Source organism: Mycolicibacterium monacense (genome assembly GCF_010731575.1).
In the GTDB taxonomy this organism is placed as follows: Bacteria; Actinomycetota; Actinomycetes; order Mycobacteriales; family Mycobacteriaceae; genus Mycobacterium; species Mycobacterium monacense.
The window spans coordinates 5,919,219-5,937,450 of sequence record NZ_AP022617.1 but is presented as its reverse complement, the minus strand read 5'-3'; the positions used below and the strand labels follow the sequence as shown (position 1 = coordinate 5,937,450).

General features: G+C 68.6%; 22 protein-coding genes. 11 read left to right on the top strand and 11 right to left on the bottom strand.

Features of this window, described 5'->3' with window-relative positions; all coding sequences use genetic code 11:
- The first annotated feature begins 49 nt into the window (after positions 1-49).
- The 10 genes from G6N49_RS28600 (at position 50) to G6N49_RS28560 (ending at position 7,687) form a co-directional block, all read left to right on the top strand.
- A complete protein-coding gene (locus G6N49_RS28600) occupies positions 50-1,582 on the top strand; it encodes a nitric oxide reductase activation protein NorD (RefSeq protein ID WP_083045016.1) in 1,533 nt (510 codons plus the stop codon).
- Positions 1,583-1,610: 28 nt separating this feature from the next.
- On the top strand, positions 1,611-2,414 hold the full coding sequence (locus G6N49_RS28595) for an AAA family ATPase (RefSeq protein WP_011561795.1): 804 nt from the start codon (positions 1,611-1,613) through the stop codon (positions 2,412-2,414).
- Between the two features lie 15 nt (positions 2,415-2,429).
- Complete coding sequence (locus G6N49_RS29740) at positions 2,430-2,561, top strand: hypothetical protein (RefSeq protein ID WP_041309859.1); 132 nt, start codon at positions 2,430-2,432, stop codon at positions 2,559-2,561.
- On the top strand, positions 2,558-3,292 hold the full coding sequence (locus tag G6N49_RS28590) for a hypothetical protein (protein ID WP_011856999.1): 735 nt from the start codon (positions 2,558-2,560) through the stop codon (positions 3,290-3,292). Before G6N49_RS29740 ends, G6N49_RS28590 begins: the two co-directional genes overlap by 4 nt.
- 10 nt (positions 3,293-3,302) lie before the next feature.
- Positions 3,303-3,713 carry a hypothetical protein gene (locus G6N49_RS28585; RefSeq protein WP_011561797.1) on the top strand — a complete coding sequence of 137 codons (411 nt, stop codon included), beginning with the start codon at positions 3,303-3,305 and terminating at the stop codon, positions 3,711-3,713.
- A gap of 3 nt (positions 3,714-3,716) precedes the next feature.
- Positions 3,717-4,808: an NAD(P)H-dependent amine dehydrogenase family protein gene (locus G6N49_RS28580; RefSeq protein ID WP_011561798.1), complete on the top strand. Its 1,092-nt coding sequence runs from the start codon at positions 3,717-3,719 to the stop codon at positions 4,806-4,808.
- Positions 4,805-5,989 carry a cytochrome P450 gene (locus G6N49_RS28575; protein WP_011561799.1) on the top strand — a complete coding sequence of 395 codons (1,185 nt, stop codon included), beginning with the start codon at positions 4,805-4,807 and terminating at the stop codon, positions 5,987-5,989. The genes G6N49_RS28580 and G6N49_RS28575 overlap by 4 nt, the downstream gene beginning before the upstream one ends.
- Positions 5,990-6,050: 61 nt before the next feature.
- Complete coding sequence (locus G6N49_RS28570) at positions 6,051-6,215, top strand: hypothetical protein (RefSeq protein WP_163647440.1); 165 nt, start codon at positions 6,051-6,053, stop codon at positions 6,213-6,215.
- Positions 6,216-6,225: 10 nt separating this feature from the next.
- Complete coding sequence (locus tag G6N49_RS28565) at positions 6,226-6,849, top strand: TetR family transcriptional regulator (RefSeq protein WP_011561800.1); 624 nt, start codon at positions 6,226-6,228, stop codon at positions 6,847-6,849.
- A gap of 178 nt (positions 6,850-7,027) precedes the next feature.
- The gene (locus G6N49_RS28560) at positions 7,028-7,687 is read left to right on the top strand and encodes an NAD(P)H-binding protein (RefSeq protein ID WP_011561801.1); all 660 of its coding nucleotides are present in this window, start codon (positions 7,028-7,030) and stop codon (positions 7,685-7,687) included.
- Between the two features lie 23 nt (positions 7,688-7,710).
- Here the strand turns inward: G6N49_RS28560 and G6N49_RS28555 are convergent, their stop codons facing one another.
- The 7 genes from G6N49_RS28555 to G6N49_RS28525 form a co-directional block, all read right to left on the bottom strand.
- The gene (locus G6N49_RS28555) at positions 7,711-8,676 is read right to left on the bottom strand and encodes an alpha/beta fold hydrolase (protein ID WP_083045017.1); all 966 of its coding nucleotides are present in this window, start codon (positions 8,674-8,676) and stop codon (positions 7,711-7,713) included.
- Positions 8,677-8,702: 26 nt separating this feature from the next.
- Positions 8,703-9,134 (bottom strand): type II toxin-antitoxin system Rv0910 family toxin, encoded by a 432-nt coding sequence (locus G6N49_RS28550; RefSeq protein ID WP_011561803.1) that lies wholly within the window; start codon positions 9,132-9,134, stop codon positions 8,703-8,705.
- Positions 9,135-9,137: 3 nt separating this feature from the next.
- On the bottom strand, positions 9,138-9,368 hold the full coding sequence (locus G6N49_RS28545) for an antitoxin (protein ID WP_011561804.1): 231 nt from the start codon (positions 9,366-9,368) through the stop codon (positions 9,138-9,140).
- Between the two features lie 23 nt (positions 9,369-9,391).
- Positions 9,392-11,782: an HAD-IC family P-type ATPase gene (locus G6N49_RS28540; RefSeq protein WP_011561805.1), complete on the bottom strand. Its 2,391-nt coding sequence runs from the start codon at positions 11,780-11,782 to the stop codon at positions 9,392-9,394.
- A gap of 92 nt (positions 11,783-11,874) precedes the next feature.
- The gene (locus G6N49_RS28535; protein WP_011561806.1) at positions 11,875-13,476 is read right to left on the bottom strand and encodes a serine hydrolase; all 1,602 of its coding nucleotides are present in this window, start codon (positions 13,474-13,476) and stop codon (positions 11,875-11,877) included.
- 9 nt (positions 13,477-13,485) lie between these two features.
- Positions 13,486-14,604 (bottom strand): MBL fold metallo-hydrolase, encoded by a 1,119-nt coding sequence (locus G6N49_RS28530; RefSeq protein WP_011857003.1) that lies wholly within the window; start codon positions 14,602-14,604, stop codon positions 13,486-13,488.
- 2 nt (positions 14,605-14,606) lie between these two features.
- On the bottom strand, positions 14,607-15,341 hold the full coding sequence (locus G6N49_RS28525; RefSeq protein WP_011561808.1) for an enoyl-CoA hydratase: 735 nt from the start codon (positions 15,339-15,341) through the stop codon (positions 14,607-14,609).
- Between the two features lie 26 nt (positions 15,342-15,367).
- Here G6N49_RS28525 and G6N49_RS28520 point away from each other — a divergent pair, with 26 nt between their 5' ends.
- Positions 15,368-16,876 (top strand): acetyl-coenzyme A carboxylase carboxyl transferase subunits beta/alpha, encoded by a 1,509-nt coding sequence (locus G6N49_RS28520; protein WP_011561809.1) that lies wholly within the window; start codon positions 15,368-15,370, stop codon positions 16,874-16,876.
- On the opposite strand, the gene G6N49_RS28515 is transcribed toward G6N49_RS28520, so the two are convergent.
- From G6N49_RS28515 to G6N49_RS28500, 4 genes are read right to left on the bottom strand one after another with little or no spacing between them, the layout of a single operon-like run.
- Positions 16,877-17,125: a hypothetical protein gene (locus G6N49_RS28515; protein ID WP_011561810.1), complete on the bottom strand. Its 249-nt coding sequence runs from the start codon at positions 17,123-17,125 to the stop codon at positions 16,877-16,879.
- Entirely contained in the window at positions 17,122-17,337 is a 216-nt protein-coding gene (locus G6N49_RS28510) for a DUF3072 domain-containing protein (RefSeq protein WP_011561811.1), read from the bottom strand. Before G6N49_RS28510 ends, G6N49_RS28515 begins: the two co-directional genes overlap by 4 nt.
- Before the next feature lie 38 nt (positions 17,338-17,375).
- Entirely contained in the window at positions 17,376-17,807 is a 432-nt protein-coding gene (locus tag G6N49_RS28505) for a hypothetical protein (RefSeq protein WP_083045034.1), read from the bottom strand.
- 9 nt (positions 17,808-17,816) lie between these two features.
- Positions 17,817-18,224: a hypothetical protein gene (locus tag G6N49_RS28500; RefSeq protein WP_011561813.1), complete on the bottom strand. Its 408-nt coding sequence runs from the start codon at positions 18,222-18,224 to the stop codon at positions 17,817-17,819.
- Positions 18,225-18,232 lie beyond the last annotated feature (8 nt).

Sequence of the window (18,232 nt, the reverse complement as noted above, 5' to 3'; positions counted from 1 at the left end):
TGGTTCTGGTACTGGATGTTCTCCAACATCGGCACATTCTGACCGCGCGATGTCCGAACTGTCCGACGCACACGCCATGGCGGTCGAGCGCAGCTGCGCTCTGACCGCGGTGGCGCTGAGCGGACGCCGCCGCACGGGCGCCCAGCTGGTGACCGGCCAGCATCGTGGATTCGGCCTCGATGCCGCACTCGAGATCATCCGGGTCCCCTACCCCCCGACGTGTCGTGACTGGACCCGCCGGACCCTGACATGCGGTGTGGCGCTGCAATGTTCACCGTCCAAGGAAGCGCTTGCCGACTACCGTCTGAACGAGTTGACCACCCGCGAACTCCTGGCGCTCACCCTCGTGGAGGCCGGTGTCGCGACGCGCTGGATCGCCTCGAACTGGCCCGGCCTGATCAGCGAACTGCATCGGTTGGTGCCCGACCTCGTCGCGACCTCGACGGACCTGGACGCCGCGCAGATGCTCGAACGTGCGGTGACGCTGGCGCGTACGGGCCGACCGCTGACCGTCGACCCGTTGCTGGGGAACTTGCCACGCGCTCACACCGACCCGCAGGGGCTGGCCGACACGCTACGGCGCACGCTCGGCAGGTTGCCGTGGACAACCACCCAGAAGCGGCTCCCCCGTGCCCATTCCGTGCCGGTGGGCGGTGACGGCGGCATCCGCAATCCGAATCTGCCGCCACCGAGCCGACCGCAGGACAACGATCTCGACATCACCCCGGACCACCGGCCGGGCATCCCGTATCCGGAGTGGAATGCCTGGACGAAGAGCTTCATGCCCGATCACGTCGCGGTGGTGGAACGCAAGTACGCCAGCCGAACCCGCCAACCCGCGTCGGGCTCGCCCGAGTTGCGCAGGTGGTTTGAGGAGCACACCCACAGAACCATCCGGAACCGGCAGGAGGACGGGTCGGATCTCGATGTCGCACAATACGTCGACCACTTCATCGACGTACGGACGGGTGAGGCCGTCGAACCCCGGATCTTTCGGGAGCTGCTCCCCGGCAGCCGCGACGTGACCACCGCGCTGTTGCTGGACGGCAGCTCGTCGCTGGGCGTCCACGGCGGCACGATCTTCCGGCTGGAGTTGGCCTGCGCCGATGCGTTGTCGCGGGCGATGACGGCAGCCCGGGAACGCCACGGCATCTTCGTCTTCACCGGCAACACCCGGTATCGCGTCGAGGTGAACTGCCTCAAGGACTTCGAGGAGCGCCGTTTCGTCCCACCGGGCAGCCTCGGGCTGTCCACCGGCGGATACACCCGCCTCGGTGCGCCGTTGCGGCACCTCACCAGCCGCCTGCTCGTGCAGCCGTCCGAGCGGCGGCTGATCATCGTCATCGGTGACGGGCTGATCTCCGACGAGGGCTACGAGGGCCGCTACGCCTGGGCGGATGCCGCGCACGCGGTCGAGGAGGCCGAAGACGCCGGGGTGTCGATGTACTACGTCGGCGTCGGCCCCACCCGGGTCGACCCGCTCCCGGAAGTGTTCGGCCCGAGGCGTTCCCAACGCATCCGGCGCGTCGAAGAACTTCCCCGCGTCCTCGCCCACGTCCATCGGGAGCTGGTGTCCGCATGACAATCGACGAGCGCTTGCGCGAGGAGCCATGACCACAGACACCTACTACGCCAACGGCACCGAGGTCCAGCTCTTCGAGCAGGCGTTCCACCAGCGGCTGCCCGTCATGCTGACCGGCCCGACGGGATGCGGTAAGACCCGCCTCGTCGAGCACATGGGGTCGCTGCTGGGACGGCCGGTGGTCACCATCAGCTGTCACGACGATCTGACCAGCTCGGATCTGGTCGGCCGGTTCATGGTCACCGGCGGCGACGTGGTGTGGACCGACGGACCACTCACCCGGGCGGTCAAGGCCGGGGCGATCTGCTACCTCGACGAGGTCGTGGAGGCACGCCACGATTCGCTGGCGATCCTGCACTCGCTGACCGATCATCGCCGTGCGCTGTACCTCGACCGCGCCGGTGAGGTCGTCGAGGCACCCGACGGGTTCATGCTCGTGTGTTCGTACAACCCCGCCTACCGCAGCTCGTTGAAGGAGCTCAAACCGTCCTTCCGGCAACGGTTCGTCACCCTGCCGATGCGTTACCTGCCCCCGGAACAGGAATCCGCGGTGATCGTCGCCGAGACCGGTGTCGACCGACAGACCGCCCACCGGTTGGTGCGGTGCGCGACCGCGATCCGCACCGCCGACGACGTGTTCCACTTCGAACCGCCGTCCACCCGGGTGCTGGTCACCGCCGCGGCGCTGATCGCCGCCGGGGCCACCGCACTGGAAGCCGCCGAGGCGTGCATCCTCGCCCCGCTGTCCAGCGACGGCGCCATCACCGAAGGCCTGCGCGAGGTGGCCGTGGCCAGCCTCGCCGATGCCGACGACTCGAGCACCACCCTCTAGGAAGGAGCCGCCGCGATGGTGGATCAGAAGGAGAAGAAGCGCAAGAGGGCCCTCATCGTCCTGCAGATCGTCATCTACGGATACCTGCTGGCGATGTTCCTCATCCAGCTCTACATGTCCTTCGCCCGGGGGTGGTGGGAGTTGTGAACTTCCCGACGCTGAAACGCAATTCGGGCGCCGCGGTGACGGCGACCGTACCGCTCGGCGGCACCGGCAACCTCGAGGAACACCACGAGGAATCGCGGTTGGCGCAGCGCCGCGCGGACAAGTGGATGATCGTCGGCGCCGCCCTGATGGGAATGTGGGCGCCCGGGCTGATCGGTTTCCCGATCTTCATGCGCGGGGTGTGGCTGCAAAGGCAGGCCCTGCGGGCGGGGTTGTCGGTGCGACCGATGATCGTCACGCTGATCGGCTACCTGGTGCTGATCGACGGCATGCTCAACAGCCTGGGCTGGGCCCTGGACCTGGTCGCCAACCACACCCTGATCAACCGGGTGCTGATGGTCGGCTGGGGTGCGATGTTCGACGCCGGCTACTTCTGGCACTACAACGAACTGTGGCTCGGCGGGGCTGCCGGGCCGGGCGAGAAGTCGATGGTCTTCGGCATGATCGTCACCGTCTTCGCCATGCGGTGCGCCGCAGCCATCGGGTTCCTGCAGATGAAGCGCTGGGGCCACCAGTGGATGATCGTCACCTGCTGGATGGGCGTGCTGATCTGGTGCGTCTACGTGTTCAACATGACGATGTTCGCCGACGTGCGCTTCGCCGGGGTGATCTTCCCGGTCGTCGGCTGGTGGCTCTACGACATCTTCTACATCACTCCCTTCCTCGCGATCCCGTACCTGCACACCGTGAACCGCGAGATCTTCTCCGACTGAAGGAGCCGGCATGACAACCACCGACGAGAAGACCGAGGACCTGCCTCCCGGCACCACGCCGTACTACGCGCGGATGCACAAGTGGATCAAACGCGCGGTGCTGGTGTGCCTCGTGGCACTGGTCATCGAGGGCGCCTTCACGCTGCCGTTCATGGCCGTCTACTACGGCTATCCGACGCTGAGCCTGACGGAGATCTGCAGTGAGCTCCTGAAGGTCCGCTACTCCGACGATGCGCTGGAATGCCAGGTCCCGTACCCGGCGTTCGGACCGCCCGAAGGGGCCGAGGGTAAGGACACCGCACAGGACGAGTGGGGCATCCAACCCGTGCCGAAGTACAACCGCATCGGATTCCGCGAACTGGTCCGCATCCACGAGGAGCGCGAAGCCCGCCAGGCCGCCGAACAACAGCAGGGACCCTGACGAATGACGGTCTCGCCGAGGAGTGAAAGGTGTTCGCCGCCGGAGAGGACCTATCGGGTCATCCAATGGATGACGGGTGACGTCGGCCGGGCCGCGCTCCGCCATTTCGCGGACAACGCGACATACGAACTCATCGGTGTCCTGGTGCACAACGAGGACAAGGTAGGCAAGGACGCCGGTGAGATCGCGGGTATCCCACCGATCGGCCTCGCCGCGACCGACGACGTCGATGCCATCGTCGAGCTCGATGCCGACTGCGTGTTCTACACGCCGGTGATCATGGATGTCGACACGGTGTGCCGACTGCTGCGGGCGGGGAAGAACGTCGTGACGACGAGCGGATTCTTTCATCCGTCACCGGATTTCCGCGCGCCCGCCGACGAGATCCGCACAGCGTGCGTGGACGGCGGGACCTCCTTCCACGGCGGCGGTATCCACCCGGGCTACGCCGGCGACATCCTTCCGCTCACGCTGGCCCGCGTGATGAGCAGGATCGACACCATCCGCGTGCACGAGGTCGTCGACGTCGTGAACGACGCACCCGCCGACCACATCGACTGGATGGGATTCGGCAAGGACAAGGATGCCTTCCTCTCCGAGCCGACGATCCTCGGCCTCGGAATGCCGTTCTTCGCCCAGTCCATGTACATGATCGCCGACGGCCTCGGTGTGACCATCGAGAAGGTGACGGCCGCCGACCCGCAGGTAGCGACCGCGGCCGCCGACATCCCCCACGCCGGCGGCACACTTCCCCGGGGAACCGTTGCCGCACAACGGCACGAGTGGACGGCATGGGTGGACGGCCGCCCGCTCATCGTCTTCCAGGCGAGCTATGTGACCGCGGGTCCCGACCGGCTGGATCCGGCGTGGGACCTGGGTGAGACCCGCTACCAGATCGTCATCGAAGGAGACCCTCCGACCGAATTGACCCTCAAGGGTGTCCGACAGCCCGACGGCACGATGGTCCACCCGGGCTACACGTGGACCGCGATGGGTGCGGTCAATGCGATTCCCGACGTCTGCGACGCCGAACCCGGCTGGTTGAACCACCTCGACCTGGGTTTGATCCGACCGCGTGGACTGGTACGCCGGTGACCCCGACCCACGACGGCCTCGGGCTGCCCCACGTCCAGTACGGCGACCTGCCGATGGCGCAGGACCGCGGAGCGGGTTGGGCGGCGCTACGCGGCCTCGGTCCGGTGGCTTACGGCGACGGGTGGTTTTACCTGACCGAGCGTGAGGATGTCCTTGCCGCACTGCGGAATCCAGAGGAGTTCTCGTCCCGGATCGCCTACGACGACATGATCAGCCCCGTACCGCTGGTGCCGCTCGGATTCGATCCACCCGAGCACACACGCTACCGGCGGATCCTGCATCAGTTCTTCAGCCCGCAGACACTCGGCGAACTGCTGCCCTCGCTGCAGGCACAGGCCATCGAGATCATCGAGGCGATCGCTGTGCACGACGAATGTGAGGTGATGGCGGATCTGGCCACCCCGTACCCGTCGCAAGTCTTCCTCACGCTGTTCGGTCTCCCCCTTGCGGACCGCGAACGCCTGATCGCGTGGAAGGACGCCATCATCGCGTTCAGCCTCACCACCGACCCCGGGAGCGTCGATCTCACCCCAGCGGTCGAGCTGTACTCCTACCTCACCGAAGCTGTCGCAGAGCAACGCAACCGTCCGCGCGACGGGATACTCTCACAACTGCTGCACGGTGACGATCCGCTCACCGACAACGAAGCGACCGGGCTCTCGCTGGTCTTCGTACTCGCCGGCCTTGACACCGTCACCGCGTCGATCGGCACGGCCCTGCTGGAGTTGACCCGGCGGCCCGAGTTGCGAAAGGCGTTGCGGGACAACCTCGACAACGTCCCCGCCTTCGTCGAGGAGATGATCCGGCTGGAGCCGGCGGCGCCGGTCGTCGGCCGGGTGACCACCCGCCCCGTCACCGTTGCAGGCGTGGACCTGCCGGCGGGCGCCGAGGTGCGACTCTGCCTCGGTGCGATCAACCGCGACGGCAGCGACGCGCTGTCCGGTGATGACGTCGTACTCGACGGCAGGCTGCACAAGCACTGGGGCTTCGGCGGGGGCCCACACCGGTGCCTGGGGGCACATCTGGCACGGATGGAGCTGCGACTCGTCGTCACCGAATGGCTCACGCGTATCTCTGATTTCGAGTTGGCACCGGGCTTCGTCCCCGAGATCACGTGGCCGTCGGCCACCTGTTCACTGCCTCGACTGCCGCTGCGTATCCGCGCCAGGGAGATTTCATGACCGTGCCCGCCACCCTGCCGGGTCGCCGTGGACCGACAAGTCCGCCGACGGCGTTCGACCGATGACCCACGTGCTCGACCCGGAGGTGCTCAAAAGGGTCGAGTTGCTCGCCCACCGGGACCCCGAGGTGATCGACGAGTCGGTACGCCGCTCGAACTCGGAGCTCGCCCGACTGGTGCGCGGAAGGCTCCCGGGACGGCTGCCCGACCCGTCGCGCGGACGCTAGAGTCAAGGACATGGCAGTCGCGAACAGACCGTCGGCTCGTGAGACGAAACGACTGCAGACGCGGGAACGGCTCCTGGGCGCGGCGATCGCCGAGTTCAAACGGTCGGGTATGGCCGAGGCCGACGTCGCCGCGATCGTGGCTGCGGCCGGAGTTGCCCACGGCACGTTCTTCTTTCACTTCCCCACCAAGGAGCATGTGCTTCTGGAGCTCGAGCGGCGGGAAGAGGATCGGATCGCCAAACAGCTCGTCCGATTTGCCGGCTCCGACCACGATCTCGGTGCGATACTGCGGGAGTCGGTCCGCCTGGTTCTGGGCCTCGAACGTCGACTCGGCGCGGTGCTGTTCAAAGATTTTCTCGCGCTGCACTTCTCGCAGACCCGGCCGCCGGTCGAGGAGAGCATGGAACATCCGGTGATCGTCGCGGTCGCCGAACAGATCACGTTCGCTCAGAATGCGGGCATCGCCGATGAAGACGTAGACGCCATGAACAGCGCGGTGTTCTTCCTGCTGGGGCTGTATGCGCTGCTGACGACGACCCACGGATGGCCCACCCAGGGCGCGATGCTCGACGACTACGTGACCAGGACGCTGCGCAGCGTCGGCGCCTCCCGCGTCTCTGACAAGAGTCAGTGACCGTGTTCACGCGATCTGGGCGCCGGCGACGTCACCTTCGTCATCGCGCCCTGCGTGCGGTTCGAGGGGAACTCGCCGAGCGGTGGACGATGTTTCTGCTCGGCCATGCGGGGAATGCTCGGGAATTCAAGGCTTTTTCGCCGATCGCCCGCAGGTTTTCGCGGGATAGGAGGTTCTGATGAGAGTGGTGATCGCCGGAGGGCACGGCAAGATCGCGATGCAGGTCGAGCAATTGTTGGCGCAACGCGGCGACACCGCGGTCGGGCTGATCCGCAACCCCGACCATGCCGGAGACCTCGAAGCCATCGGTGCGGAGCCGCTGGTGTTGGACCTGGAGAAGGCCACCGTCGGAGAGGTGATCGACGCGCTGCGCGGCGCCGACGCCGTGGTCTTCGCGGCCGGCGCAGGGCCGGGCAGCGGAGCCGCACGCAAGGAGACCGTCGACCGCGATGCCGCCATCCTGCTGGCCGACGCCGCCGAGGCCGCGGGCGTCAAGCGCTACGTGGTGATCTCCTCGATGGGTGCGAACACCGAGGCGCCCGACGACGCCGGTGATCCGGTGTTCGTGACCTATCTGCGGGCCAAGGGCGCCGCGGACGACGCCGTCCGGTCCCGGCGCGCACTCGATACGACGATCGTGCGGCCGGGCCGGCTCACCGACGATCCGGGCACCGGCCGGGTGCACATCGCGGACTCCACCGGTTACGGCGCCATCCCCCGCGAGGACGTCGCCGCCGTGCTGCTCGCAGTCCTCGACACACCGGGCACCGTGGGCCGCACCTTCGAGCTGGTCGGCGGCGACACCCCGATCGACGAGGCCGTCGCCGCGGGCGGCTGACTGTATCGGCCACGGCGAACTGCTCACGACCCCTTGGCTCGGGCCCCCGCGGAGGCCCGGATCTCGTCCGCGACGACGTCGGGGTGTGTGTACGGGATCATGTGGTTGCCGTCGACGGTGATCAGTTCGGTGTGCGGCAACGTCTTCGCAAGCCGTCGGGCGTGCTCGACCGGCACCAACTGATCGCCCTCCGCGGCGATCACGGTCGACGAGACGCGCACCTCGGCGACCTCGTCGTCGAGCCACTGCATCGTCGCGTTGTACTCCAGCTGGTCCCGGGAGAAGGCGTCGAGGTTGCCCGGCGTCAGCGACACCGCGAGCAGCCGCTCCTGATAGGTCGGATCCACGGGCGCCGGGGCGAAGGCGCCGCGGGCGCCGAAGTACGCCGACACCCGCGTCGCGATGTTGCCGTAGGTGCGGCTGATCACCGATTTCACCACCGGCTGCTGGCTGAACTGCAGATAACGCGCCTGCACCAGGTCCCTGGTGTAGGACCGCATGCCACCTGCCGCCGGCGCGATCAGGACCATCCTCGCCACGTCCTCGGGATACCGGCGCGCGACTCCGAGTGCCAGTGAGCCGCCGAAGGACCAGCCGACGAGGATCGCCGGAGCAAGCTCCAACCGGTTCAGCACGGCATGGACCACCTCGATCTGGTCCTGATACGGCAGCCAGCCACCCCGAGACCAGCCGAACCCGGGCCGGTCGATCGAAACGAGGTGCAGCCCCGGCAGTTTCGGGATCAGCGGGTCGAAGTCCTCACTTGTGCCCGGCAGCCCGTGAAGCATCACGACGGACATCCCCTGCCCCGGCCGTTCGACGTAGTGGATGTCCCGGCCCTGGACGGAGATGTATCGCCCCTCAGCCGCGGGCATCGGCGGCAGTTCGGCCACGGTGAGGTTCACCACCACCGTCGCGATCGCGGCCAGCGCCAACGACCACAGGCAGAAGCGCACGAACCGCCGGCGCTTCGGAGTCTCAACGCGCATGCGACGCCCGCTGACTGAGCCGGCGGTCAGGCGAAGACGGTCTTGAAGCGGTCGAGCGACTCCCGGATGTCGCTCTTGAGCGCGCCGGCGACGACCATGCCGATCGGTCCGAACAGCGCGGGCCCGCCGAGATGGATGTCGAACGTGACCGTCGACCCGTCACCGGACGGTTTGACCTTGCCGATCAGCTTGACCTTCACCCCGCCCTTACCGTCGCCGTTGAGCGTCATCGCCTGCGGCGGCTTGTAGTGGACGATCGTCCAGTTCACCCGGTTGGGCATGCCCATCACCTCGACGATCGAGTCGATGCGCGCGCCCTTGTCCAAGGTCTCGGGCAGCTTGGAGCGCCACACCCGGTGGATGGACAGCCATTCCTTGTACCGCGACAGGTCCGAGGCGCACTCCCACGCCTTCTCCGGCGGTAGCGGAACGTCGACTGAGACGGACAGCTTCGCCATGGCTCAGGGGTGCAGGGGCGGGTTCTGCGGGTTGACCGGCGGCTGCTGCGCCGGCGGTTGCTGGGGATTGGTCTTGTGGACGTAGTCCTTCGCCGCGCTCTGGGCCTTGTTCACCTTGTCGGCGTACTTACCCTTGGTCTTCTGGTCGAAGAGGTCGCCGGCCTTCTCGATCGCGCTGCCGGCCTTGTCGGGGTTCTTCGACACCCAGTTCTTCACCTTGTCGAGGAATGCCATGGCTTTCACACTACCGTCCGCCGCTACCGCTCATGCCAGAGCCGGCGCCGCTCTCCCAGCAACCTTCCCTGCCCCCACCACAGCGCCTCGATGGCGGCGACACCGACCAATCCCACGCCCAGCGCCATCGAGGTGATCGCCGGGTTCGTCGGGTCGAGGATGAACAACTCCTGAGCCCACGGGATGGAGAAGATCACCACGTAGGCCAGGGCCGACACCGCCACCAGCGCGACCCGCCACCACTCATACGGCCGGGCCACCACGGCCAGCACCCAGATGGCCGTCACCAGCAACGTGATGAGCGCCGCGGTCGAGGCCTGCGTCTGTTCGGTCTCACTGGCGGCCCGGCCCTGATAGGCCAGCAGGTACGACGTGAACGTCGCCGTTCCCACCACCAGACCGGACGGCAGCGCCGAGGACATCACCCGCCGCACGAAGCCGGTGTGTGCGCGCTCGTTGTTCGGCGCCAGCGACAGCACGAAGGCCGGGATGCCGATGGTGAACCAGGCGGCGATCGTCACGTGGATGGGTTGGAACGGGAACAGCAGCGGATCGGTCCCGAAGATCTCGGACGCCAGGCCGGCCAACCCGACGAGGACCGCCAGCAGCACCGAATAGACGGTCTTGGTGAGGAACAGGTTCGAGACGCGTTCGATGTTGCCGATCACCCGCCGGCCCTCGCCGACCACGTACGGCAGGGTGGCGAATTTGTTGTCCAGCAACACGATCTGCGCGACGGCGCGGGTGGCCGGGCTGCCCGACCCCATCGCGACGCCGATGTCGGCGTCCTTGAGCGCGAGCACGTCGTTGACGCCGTCGCCCGTCATCGCGACGGTGTGCCCGCGGGACTGCAGGGCGTGGACCATCGCGCGCTTCTGGTCCGGGCGGACCCGGCCGAAGGTGGTGTGCGACTCGATCTCCTCGGCGAGTTCCTCGGTCGTGTCGGGCAGGTTCCTGGCGTCCATGCACTCACCGTGCAAACCCAGCGAACCGGCGACCGCGCCGACCGACAGCGCGTTGTCGCCGGAGATCACCTTGATCGACACCTGCTGGGTAGCGAAGTAGTCCAGCGTGTCACGGGCGTCGGGCCGCACGCGTTGTTCGAGCACCACGAGCGCGACCGGGGTCACGGTGCCCGGCGCGGCCGGATCGTCCACCGGCACATCGGATGAGCCCACCAGCAGGACGCGCAGCCCGTGGGATCCGATGTCCTCGGCCTGCTCGGCGACGGGCGAGGACGGGTCGAGCAACACGTCCGGTGCACCGATCAGCCAGTTGCCGTGCGCGCCATAGGACACCCCGCTCCACTTGGTCGCCGATTTGAACGGCGCGACCGCGGTCGCGGTCCAGCCCGGTGCGTGCGGGTAGGCCTCCGCGATGGCCTGCATGCTCGCGTTCGGCCGGCTGTCGTCGGCCGCCATCGACGCCAGCACGTCCTCCACGTGATCGGCGGTGAGGGTCTGCAGCTCCGACAACCGCATCCCGTTCTCGGTGAGCGTGCCGGTCTTGTCGGCACACACCACGTCGACACGCGCCAGCCCTTCGATGGCGGGCAGTTCGTTGACCAGGCACTGCCGTCGGCCCAGCCGGATCACGCCCACCGCGAACGCGATCGACGTCATCAGCACCAGCCCTTCGGGCACCATCGGCACCAGCGCCCCGACCATGGCCAGCACCGCGCGCCGCCACCCGGTGTCGGTGGTGAACAGCTGGGTGTAGATGGTGAGCAGCCCGGCGGGCACCAGCAGGTAGGTGATGAACCGCAGGATCTGGTTGATACCGCTGCGCAGTTCCGATTTCACCAGCGTGAACTTGCTGGCCTCTTCGGCGAGTTTGGCGGCGTAGGCTTCGCGCCCCACCTTGGTGGCCCGGTAGGCACCCGATCCGGCGACCACGAAACTGCCTGACATCACCGGATCGCCCGCGTCTTTGGCGATCGGGTCGGCCTCGCCGGTGAGCAGCGACTCGTCGACCTCGAGATTGTTGTCCTCGACCACCTCACCGTCGACGACGATCTGGTCGCCGGGTCCCAATTCGATGATGTCGTCGAGCACGACCTCGCTCGGTGCCAGTGCCCGCGTGCCGGACCTCCTGCGCACCAACGGTTTGGCCTGCCCGACGATGGCCAGCTTGTCGAGGGTCCGTTTGGCCCGCAGTTCCTGGATGATGCCGATCGCGCTGTTGGCGACGATCAGCAGGCCGAACGCGCCGTTGATGAGCGATCCGGTGGACAGCACGATGGCGAAGAGCACGCCGAGGATGGCGTTGATCCGGGTGAAGACGTTGGCCCGGACGATCTCACCGGTGGTGCGGGCGGCCCGCGTGGGAACGTCGTTCGACTGACCCGCGGCGACGCGCCGGGCGACCTCGTCCTCGGTCAGCCCGGCGGTGACCACGGCCGGACCCGCTGTCATCGCGTCCTTCGGCTCTTCGCGCAAGCGCTCATCGGGGGCCTCGGCTCTTCGCGCAAGCGCTCATCGGGGGCCTCGGCTCTTCGCGCAAGCGCTCATCGGAAGAACACCCCGTTGTGTTCCTCGTCGAAGTACTCCAGCGTCAGCCGGTTCCCGTCGAAGGTGGCTTCCGAGACCGACCCCGGCGGCGAGTTCTCCGAGACGAAGCTGAACGTGAAGACATTGCCGTCCCAGTGCTTCAGCGGCCAGACCTCGCCGCGCGGCCCGACCCGCAGGCCGAGTGTGCCGCCGGCTTCGGTGACCTCGGCAGGCCCCCAGAAATCGTTGTTGTAGACCCCCGCGTACGACGGAAGCGGTGCGGGCGGAGCGGGATTCGCCGGCGGCTGCTTGCCGACGAGCGAGCCGAGCGGCTTCTCCATGTCGGCGAACGCCTGGTGGTAGAGGCCGTACCAGTCCTCTCGCACCTCGCCGAACTGCACGAGGTCGGCGAACTGGGCGGTCAGCGTTTCGGGCACTCCGGCCGGGGTCGCGTTGGTGAGGGCGACGATCGCCACGTCCGCGGACGGCAGGATGACGAAGTTCGTGCCGGAGCCCAGTTCGAAGGCCCCCGAGTGGCTGAGCTCCACCCGCGCCGCCGAGGAGGTGCCGACGTTGAAGCCGAATCCGTAGAACCCGGTGCGCATCGCCGGTTCACTGGCCGGACTCGACACGCTCTGCGGTGTGACCGCAGGCAGCAGCGCGTCGGGTTCGACGAGCTGCTGACCGCCGGCCTTGCCGTCGGCGAGAACCATGGCGAGCCACTTGGTGAGGTCGTTGACCGACGAACTCGCCCCGCCCGCCGGGCCTTCCGCGTCGGCATTGCGGACATAGAGCGGTTCGTAGCGGCCGTCGACGTGGATGTGGCCGACGGCGCGGTCGGGCCGCTTCTCGTAGTCGGCGAAGCGTGAGCTGGTCGAGTTCATCCCCAACGGCCGGTACAACACCTCCTCGCTGAGTGTCTCCCACGGTTTACCCGCACTCGTGGCCACCGCCTCAGCGGCTGCGGTGAGCCCGAAGTTGGTGTAGGCGTAGGAATCCCGGAACGGCGCCAGCGGAAGTGCACGCAACCGCTCGAGGATGGCGCGGCGGTCGTAGCCGAGGTCTTCGAGCAGATCACCGGCGTGATCGGGCAGTCCGGAGCGGTGTGAGTACAGGTCGCCGACGGTCACCATCTGGGTGACCGCGGGGTCCGACAACGCGAACCACGGCAGCTTCGACACGATCGGGGTGTCCCAGCCGATCGCGCCCCGGCCGACCTGATGGGCGACGACGGTGGCTCCGAGCGGTTTGGACATCGATGCGAGCTGAAACACCGTGTCCGGATCCACTTTCGCGCCGGTCTTGACATCAGTGACACCGAAACCCTTGGCGTACACCGTTTTCCCACCGTGCACGACGGCGACGGCCATACCGGGGATTCCGCTCTTGGCCAGTAGCTCCTCGACCATGCCGTCGAGTTGTCCGACGGCCTTGTCCACGGCGTTGTCCGGCAGCGGCACCGCCGCCACGAGCGGCGGCGGGACGTCGGACTGAGGTGTGGCCGGTGGCGGCTGTGTCGACTGCGCCTCCTCGGTCGGCGCGGAGTCACATCCCGCGACGAGGGCGAGTGTCGCGGCGAGGGCGACCAGCGGCAGGAGTCGGCGTTTCACAGCCTGCACGCTAGCCCCTCAGAGCTGCCACCACGGCTCTATCGCCGGTGACGCGCCACGCTCCACACGCTGGCCCGGCTTGGGCACCACGACGCTCACCCCGGCCGGATCCGCCGCCGCGAGCAGGCGCTGCACCGGTTCGGCCCAGGGGTGGGGCGCCAGCCGGAACGTGCCCCAGTGGATCGGGAGCAGCACACCGCCGCCCGCGTCGGTCATGTCCTGGTGGGCCCGGACGGCCTCCTCGGGATTCATGTGGATGTCCGGCCAGGCCGGGTGGTAGGCGCCGACGGGTAACAGGGTCAGATCGAAAGGTCCGTGCTGCGAACCGATCTCGGAGAAGCTCGCGGTGTACCCGGTGTCCCCGCCGAAGAACACGCGGTGCTTCGGGCCGGCGATCACCCAGGACGCCCACAGCGTGGTGTTGCGGCTGAACAGCCGGCCCGAGAAGTGCCGGGCCGGAGTGCACACCAGGGTCAGCTCGCCGATGCGGTGGCTCTCGTTCCAGTCGAGTTCGACGATGCGCGCATCGGAGATCCCCCACTTGCGCAGGTGCGCGCCCACCCCGAGCGGCACGACGAACGGTGCTCGCTGCGTGCGCGCCAGACCCAGGATGGTGTCGATGTCGAGATGGTCGTAGTGGTCGTGGCTGATCAGCACGGCGTCCACGGCGGGCAGCTGTTCCAGCGGGGTCGGAGGTTCGTGCATACGCTGCGGACCGACCGTGCGCGACGGCGAGCAGCGGTCGCTCCAGATCGGGTCGGTCAGCACCCGGTACCCGTCGACCTCGACCACCGTGGTGGAGTGCCCGTGCCAGTAGGCGGCCAGCCCCGCCGCCTCCGCGGTGACCGGCGCCGGCGCCACCACCGGGATCGGTGCGCCGGGTCGGCCCTTCTCACGCCCGAGGAACAGTTCTCGCACCAACATCCGGCGCGCTTCGGCGTCCATGCTGATGGTGTCGGCCGGTTCGAGGTTGACGAACACACCCTCGCGGTAGTTCCCGGAGCGCCGGGCGACCGGGTGGATCTCGGCCGGCGTGGCGCCCAGCGAGGCCGGTGTGCCCTGCAGCGCCCGCAGCACCCAGCCGCCGGCCAGCACCGAGGCCGTGCCGAACCCGTACCGCAGCGCCGCACCCAGCATTCTCAGGCCCCCTGGAACCTCGGTGGCCGCTTCTCGATGCGCGCGACCTGTGCCTCGATGATGTCCTGGCTGGCCCACGCCCTGTCGAACAACTCCTGGTGCGCCGGCCACGGATCCTCGTAGGCGCCGTCGTCGTTGAGCACCCGCTTGGCGTGTTGCAGCGCCAACGGCGCGAAACCGGCGATCTCCTGCGCCCAGGCCTGCGCGTCGGCGAGTGCGCCGATCCGGTTGGCCATCCCGGTCTGCAGCGCGACCTCGGCGGTGAGCCGTTCGGCGGCCAGTAGCATGCCCCGCGCCCGGCCGGCGCCGACCAGCGACGTCAGCCGCCGGATACTCCAATTGTCAAGTGCGATACCGTATTTGGCGACCGGGAATTGGAAGTACGCCTCAGGCGCGACGACGCGCAGATCGCAGATCATCGAGAGGATGACGCCTGCGCCGATCGCCGGGCCGTTGATCGCGGCGATCACCGGGAACGGCGCCTTGTCGATGGCGAAGTTCAGCGCCCTGGCCTTGTCGGGCAACTCGTCGGCGACGCCCTGGCCACCGGACAGATCCGCACCCGAGCTGAACACGTGCCCCTGCCCGGTCAACACGATGGCGCGGACGTCCTCGGTCGCGGCCTTCTCGATCGCTTCGCGCAGACCGTCGACCAGTTCGCTGTTGAGGGCGTTGCGGCGCTCGGGCCGCTGCATCTCCAGGGTCAGTACCTGGCCGTCGCGGGTGACACCGATCATGCCGCCACCTTATATAGCCTTGCGCTGTGAGCCGGATCGGTGCCCTTCAGCTGCGTGACACCGTCCTGGACGAGGGATCGTTCCGCAGCTGGGACAGCGCGCCGTTGGCGGTGGCCACCACCGACTCCTACCGAGCCGAACTGGCCGCCGCGTCGGAGAAGACCGGCCTCGACGAAGCCGTGCTGACCGGTGAGGGCCGGGTCTTCGGCCGCCGGGTCGCCGTGGTGGCGTGCGAATTCGATTTCCTGGCCGGTTCGATCGGCGTGGCCGCCGCCGAACGCATCACCGCCGCGGTGCAGCGGGCCACGGCCGAACGGCTCCCGCTGGTGGCCTCGCCGTCCTCGGGCGGCACCCGGATGCAGGAGGGCACCGTCGCCTTCCTGCAGATGGTCAAGATCGCCGCCGCGGTGCAACTGCACAAGCAGGCACACCTGCCATACCTCGTCTATCTGCGTCACCCCACTACCGGCGGGGTGTTCGCGTCGTGGGGTTCCCTCGGCCACGTCACCGCGGCCGAACCGGGTGCGCTGATCGGGTTCCTCGGCCCCCGCGTCTACGAACATCTCTACGGCGAACCGTTCCCGGCGGGCATCCAGACCGCGGAGAACCTGCACCGGCACGGGGTGATCGACGGGGTGGTGCCCCTGGAACTCCTGCGCGCGACGCTGGACCGGGCGCTCACCGTCCTCGCCGATCCGCCGGGCGCACCCCCGTCGGCACCGCCGGCCGAGCCGCCGGCGGACGTGCCTGCCTGGACATCGGTCGAGGCGTCGCGGCGGCCGGACCGGCCCGGCGTGGGCTACCTGCTGCGGCACGGCGCCACCGACCGCGTCCTGCTGTCGGGGACCGGCCGGGGTGAGGCGGCGACGACGCTGCTGGCGCTGGCCCGGTTCGGCGGGCAGCCCGCCGTCGTCCTCGGGCAGCAGAGGGTGCTCGGCGGCCCCGATCCAATCCCGGGTCGCTCCGCTCCTGCCCTCCGTGTCGGTCCGGCGGCGCTGCGGGAGGCGCGCCGCGGGATGGCGCTGGCGGCCGGGCTGCACCTGCCGCTGGTGCTCGTCATCGACACCGCGGGACCGGCGCTGACGGTCGAGGCCGAACAGGGCGGACTCGCCGGGGAGATCGCGCGCTGCCTGGCCGACCTGGTCACGCTGGACACGCCGACGGTGTCGGTGCTGCTCGGTCAGGGGTCGGGCGGCCCCGCGCTGGCCATGGTGCCCGCCGACCGCGTGCTGGCCGCGCTGCACGGATGGCTGGCGCCGCTACCGCCCGAAGGCGCGAGCGCCATCGTCTACCGCGACCTCGACCACGCCGCGGAACTGGCCGCCGCGCAAGGCGTTCGGTCGGCGGATCTGCTGCGCAACGGCATCGTCGACACGGTCGTCGGCGAACACCCCGACGCGGCCGACGAACCGCTGGAATTCACGCACCGCCTGTCGGCCACCATCGCCGCCGAACTGCACGCGCTGCGGGATGTGCCCTCGCAGACCCGGCTGCAGCGGCGGATGGACCGCTACCGTCGTATCGGCCTGCCCTGATCAGCCGCCGAGTTCGTCGACCGCGGTGGTCAGCGCGGCCGCCTGCTCCTCGAGCCCGCGCTCGTCCGGCGTGGGGCCGCCGGTGCGCTTGAGCAGTTCGTCGCGGGAGATGATCTCCAGCGCACCGCGGTACTGCTCGGCACTCAACTGCCCGGCGGTCACCACCTCGGTGCGGCCCTCGATCAACACCAGCACCGCGTCGCCGGCGGTGTCCAGAAGCCGCTGTAGGTCGGCGGCGCTGATGGTCATGACGTTCCCCGTCCGGTCTGTTGCTGCAGTCGGTCGATGGTCTCCGATGCCTGCGCCTTGGTCAGGTCCTCCGGAATCTGCTCCCCCGCCTCCTGGGCCAGGGTGTTGAGATAGCTCCGCTGCGGGCCGGTCATCGGCTCGTCACCGGTGACCCACTGCGACTGGTCTTTCTGGGGGTTCTCCTGCGGCGCGACGCCTGCGTTCTCACTCATGACGGTCCTATGCCCGCTCACGCACCCGACTATGCGCGTCACCCGAACATCAGTGCGACCAGCATCGCGCCCGAGGCGATCAATTCGAGCGGCAGGCGCAGCAGGCTGCGCCGCGTCCAGGCGACGGCCGCCGACTCGTCCACGCCGGCCGGGTCGGCCGCGTCCGGCGGGGAGTCCAGCAGCGACCACACCCGCGCCACCGCGTGGCTGCCCGCAGCGACGAGCAATGCGGTGCGTACGTCGGGTTCGGTCCACGCCACGACCAGGCTGACCAGGAGCAGCACCTCGAACGCGGTGTACGCCGGCAACCAGAAGCGCCGCCGCGAGATCCCGCCGTGGTGCGTCTGCACGATGCCGGGCCGCCGTGGCCAAACCGGGTCGACGGCCAGGGACTCGTAGAGCCCACCGCCGAACACCACGCAAGCCGAAAGCGCCGTCACGGCGAGGAGGAGCAGCGTCGGAGTCGACATCACCCTCGATTATCCCGGGAAGTCGCGCCGTGCGGTCAGTGCGACCCCGTGGTGACGGGTACGGATGTACAACACCGCCGCCGCCACTGTGACCTCCACCATGGCCAGCACCGTCGCCACGCTCATCGCGGTCGGCATGGGTGGGGCCGACCCGCCGTGATGATGGGCCGGGGCGGGCAGGTGCAGCGCGATCATCGCGATGTTCATCAGGGCCACGACCAGCCACGCACGCACGGACCCCGCCACCCACAGATCGTGGGCGCAGTAGAGGCAGCCGCCGATCATCACCAGGAGCAGACCCCCGGCCACCGGGTTCGCCGCGTGGCCGAGCGATGTCACGTGCAACCCGGCGGAGGCGACGGCGAGCAGCGCACACCCGCGCCGTGCCAGGACGGCCGACCGGTGCGCGGCGGACATCGTCACAT

Coding starts and splice junctions, on each gene's coding strand:
- G6N49_RS28600 (WP_083045016.1), top strand. CDS start 50: ATGTCCGAACTGTCCGACGCACACGCCATGGCGGTCGAGCGCAGCTGC.
- G6N49_RS28595 (WP_011561795.1), top strand. CDS start 1,611: ATGACCACAGACACCTACTACGCCAACGGCACCGAGGTCCAGCTCTTC.
- G6N49_RS29740 (WP_041309859.1), top strand. CDS start 2,430: ATGGTGGATCAGAAGGAGAAGAAGCGCAAGAGGGCCCTCATCGTCCTG.
- G6N49_RS28585 (WP_011561797.1), top strand. CDS start 3,303: ATGACAACCACCGACGAGAAGACCGAGGACCTGCCTCCCGGCACCACG.
- G6N49_RS28580 (WP_011561798.1), top strand. CDS start 3,717: ATGACGGTCTCGCCGAGGAGTGAAAGGTGTTCGCCGCCGGAGAGGACC.
- G6N49_RS28570 (WP_163647440.1), top strand. CDS start 6,051: ATGACCCACGTGCTCGACCCGGAGGTGCTCAAAAGGGTCGAGTTGCTC.
- G6N49_RS28565 (WP_011561800.1), top strand. CDS start 6,226: ATGGCAGTCGCGAACAGACCGTCGGCTCGTGAGACGAAACGACTGCAG.
- G6N49_RS28560 (WP_011561801.1), top strand. CDS start 7,028: ATGAGAGTGGTGATCGCCGGAGGGCACGGCAAGATCGCGATGCAGGTC.
- G6N49_RS28555 (WP_083045017.1), bottom strand. CDS start 8,676: ATGCGCGTTGAGACTCCGAAGCGCCGGCGGTTCGTGCGCTTCTGCCTG.
- G6N49_RS28550 (WP_011561803.1), bottom strand. CDS start 9,134: ATGGCGAAGCTGTCCGTCTCAGTCGACGTTCCGCTACCGCCGGAGAAG.
- G6N49_RS28545 (WP_011561804.1), bottom strand. CDS start 9,368: ATGGCATTCCTCGACAAGGTGAAGAACTGGGTGTCGAAGAACCCCGAC.
- G6N49_RS28540 (WP_011561805.1), bottom strand. CDS start 11,782: ATGACAGCGGGTCCGGCCGTGGTCACCGCCGGGCTGACCGAGGACGAG.
- G6N49_RS28530 (WP_011857003.1), bottom strand. CDS start 14,604: ATGCTGGGTGCGGCGCTGCGGTACGGGTTCGGCACGGCCTCGGTGCTG.
- G6N49_RS28525 (WP_011561808.1), bottom strand. CDS start 15,341: ATGATCGGTGTCACCCGCGACGGCCAGGTACTGACCCTGGAGATGCAG.
- G6N49_RS28515 (WP_011561810.1), bottom strand. CDS start 17,125: ATGACCATCAGCGCCGCCGACCTACAGCGGCTTCTGGACACCGCCGGC.
- G6N49_RS28510 (WP_011561811.1), bottom strand. CDS start 17,337: ATGAGTGAGAACGCAGGCGTCGCGCCGCAGGAGAACCCCCAGAAAGAC.
- G6N49_RS28505 (WP_083045034.1), bottom strand. CDS start 17,807: ATGTCGACTCCGACGCTGCTCCTCCTCGCCGTGACGGCGCTTTCGGCT.
- G6N49_RS28500 (WP_011561813.1), bottom strand. CDS start 18,224: ATGTCCGCCGCGCACCGGTCGGCCGTCCTGGCACGGCGCGGGTGTGCG.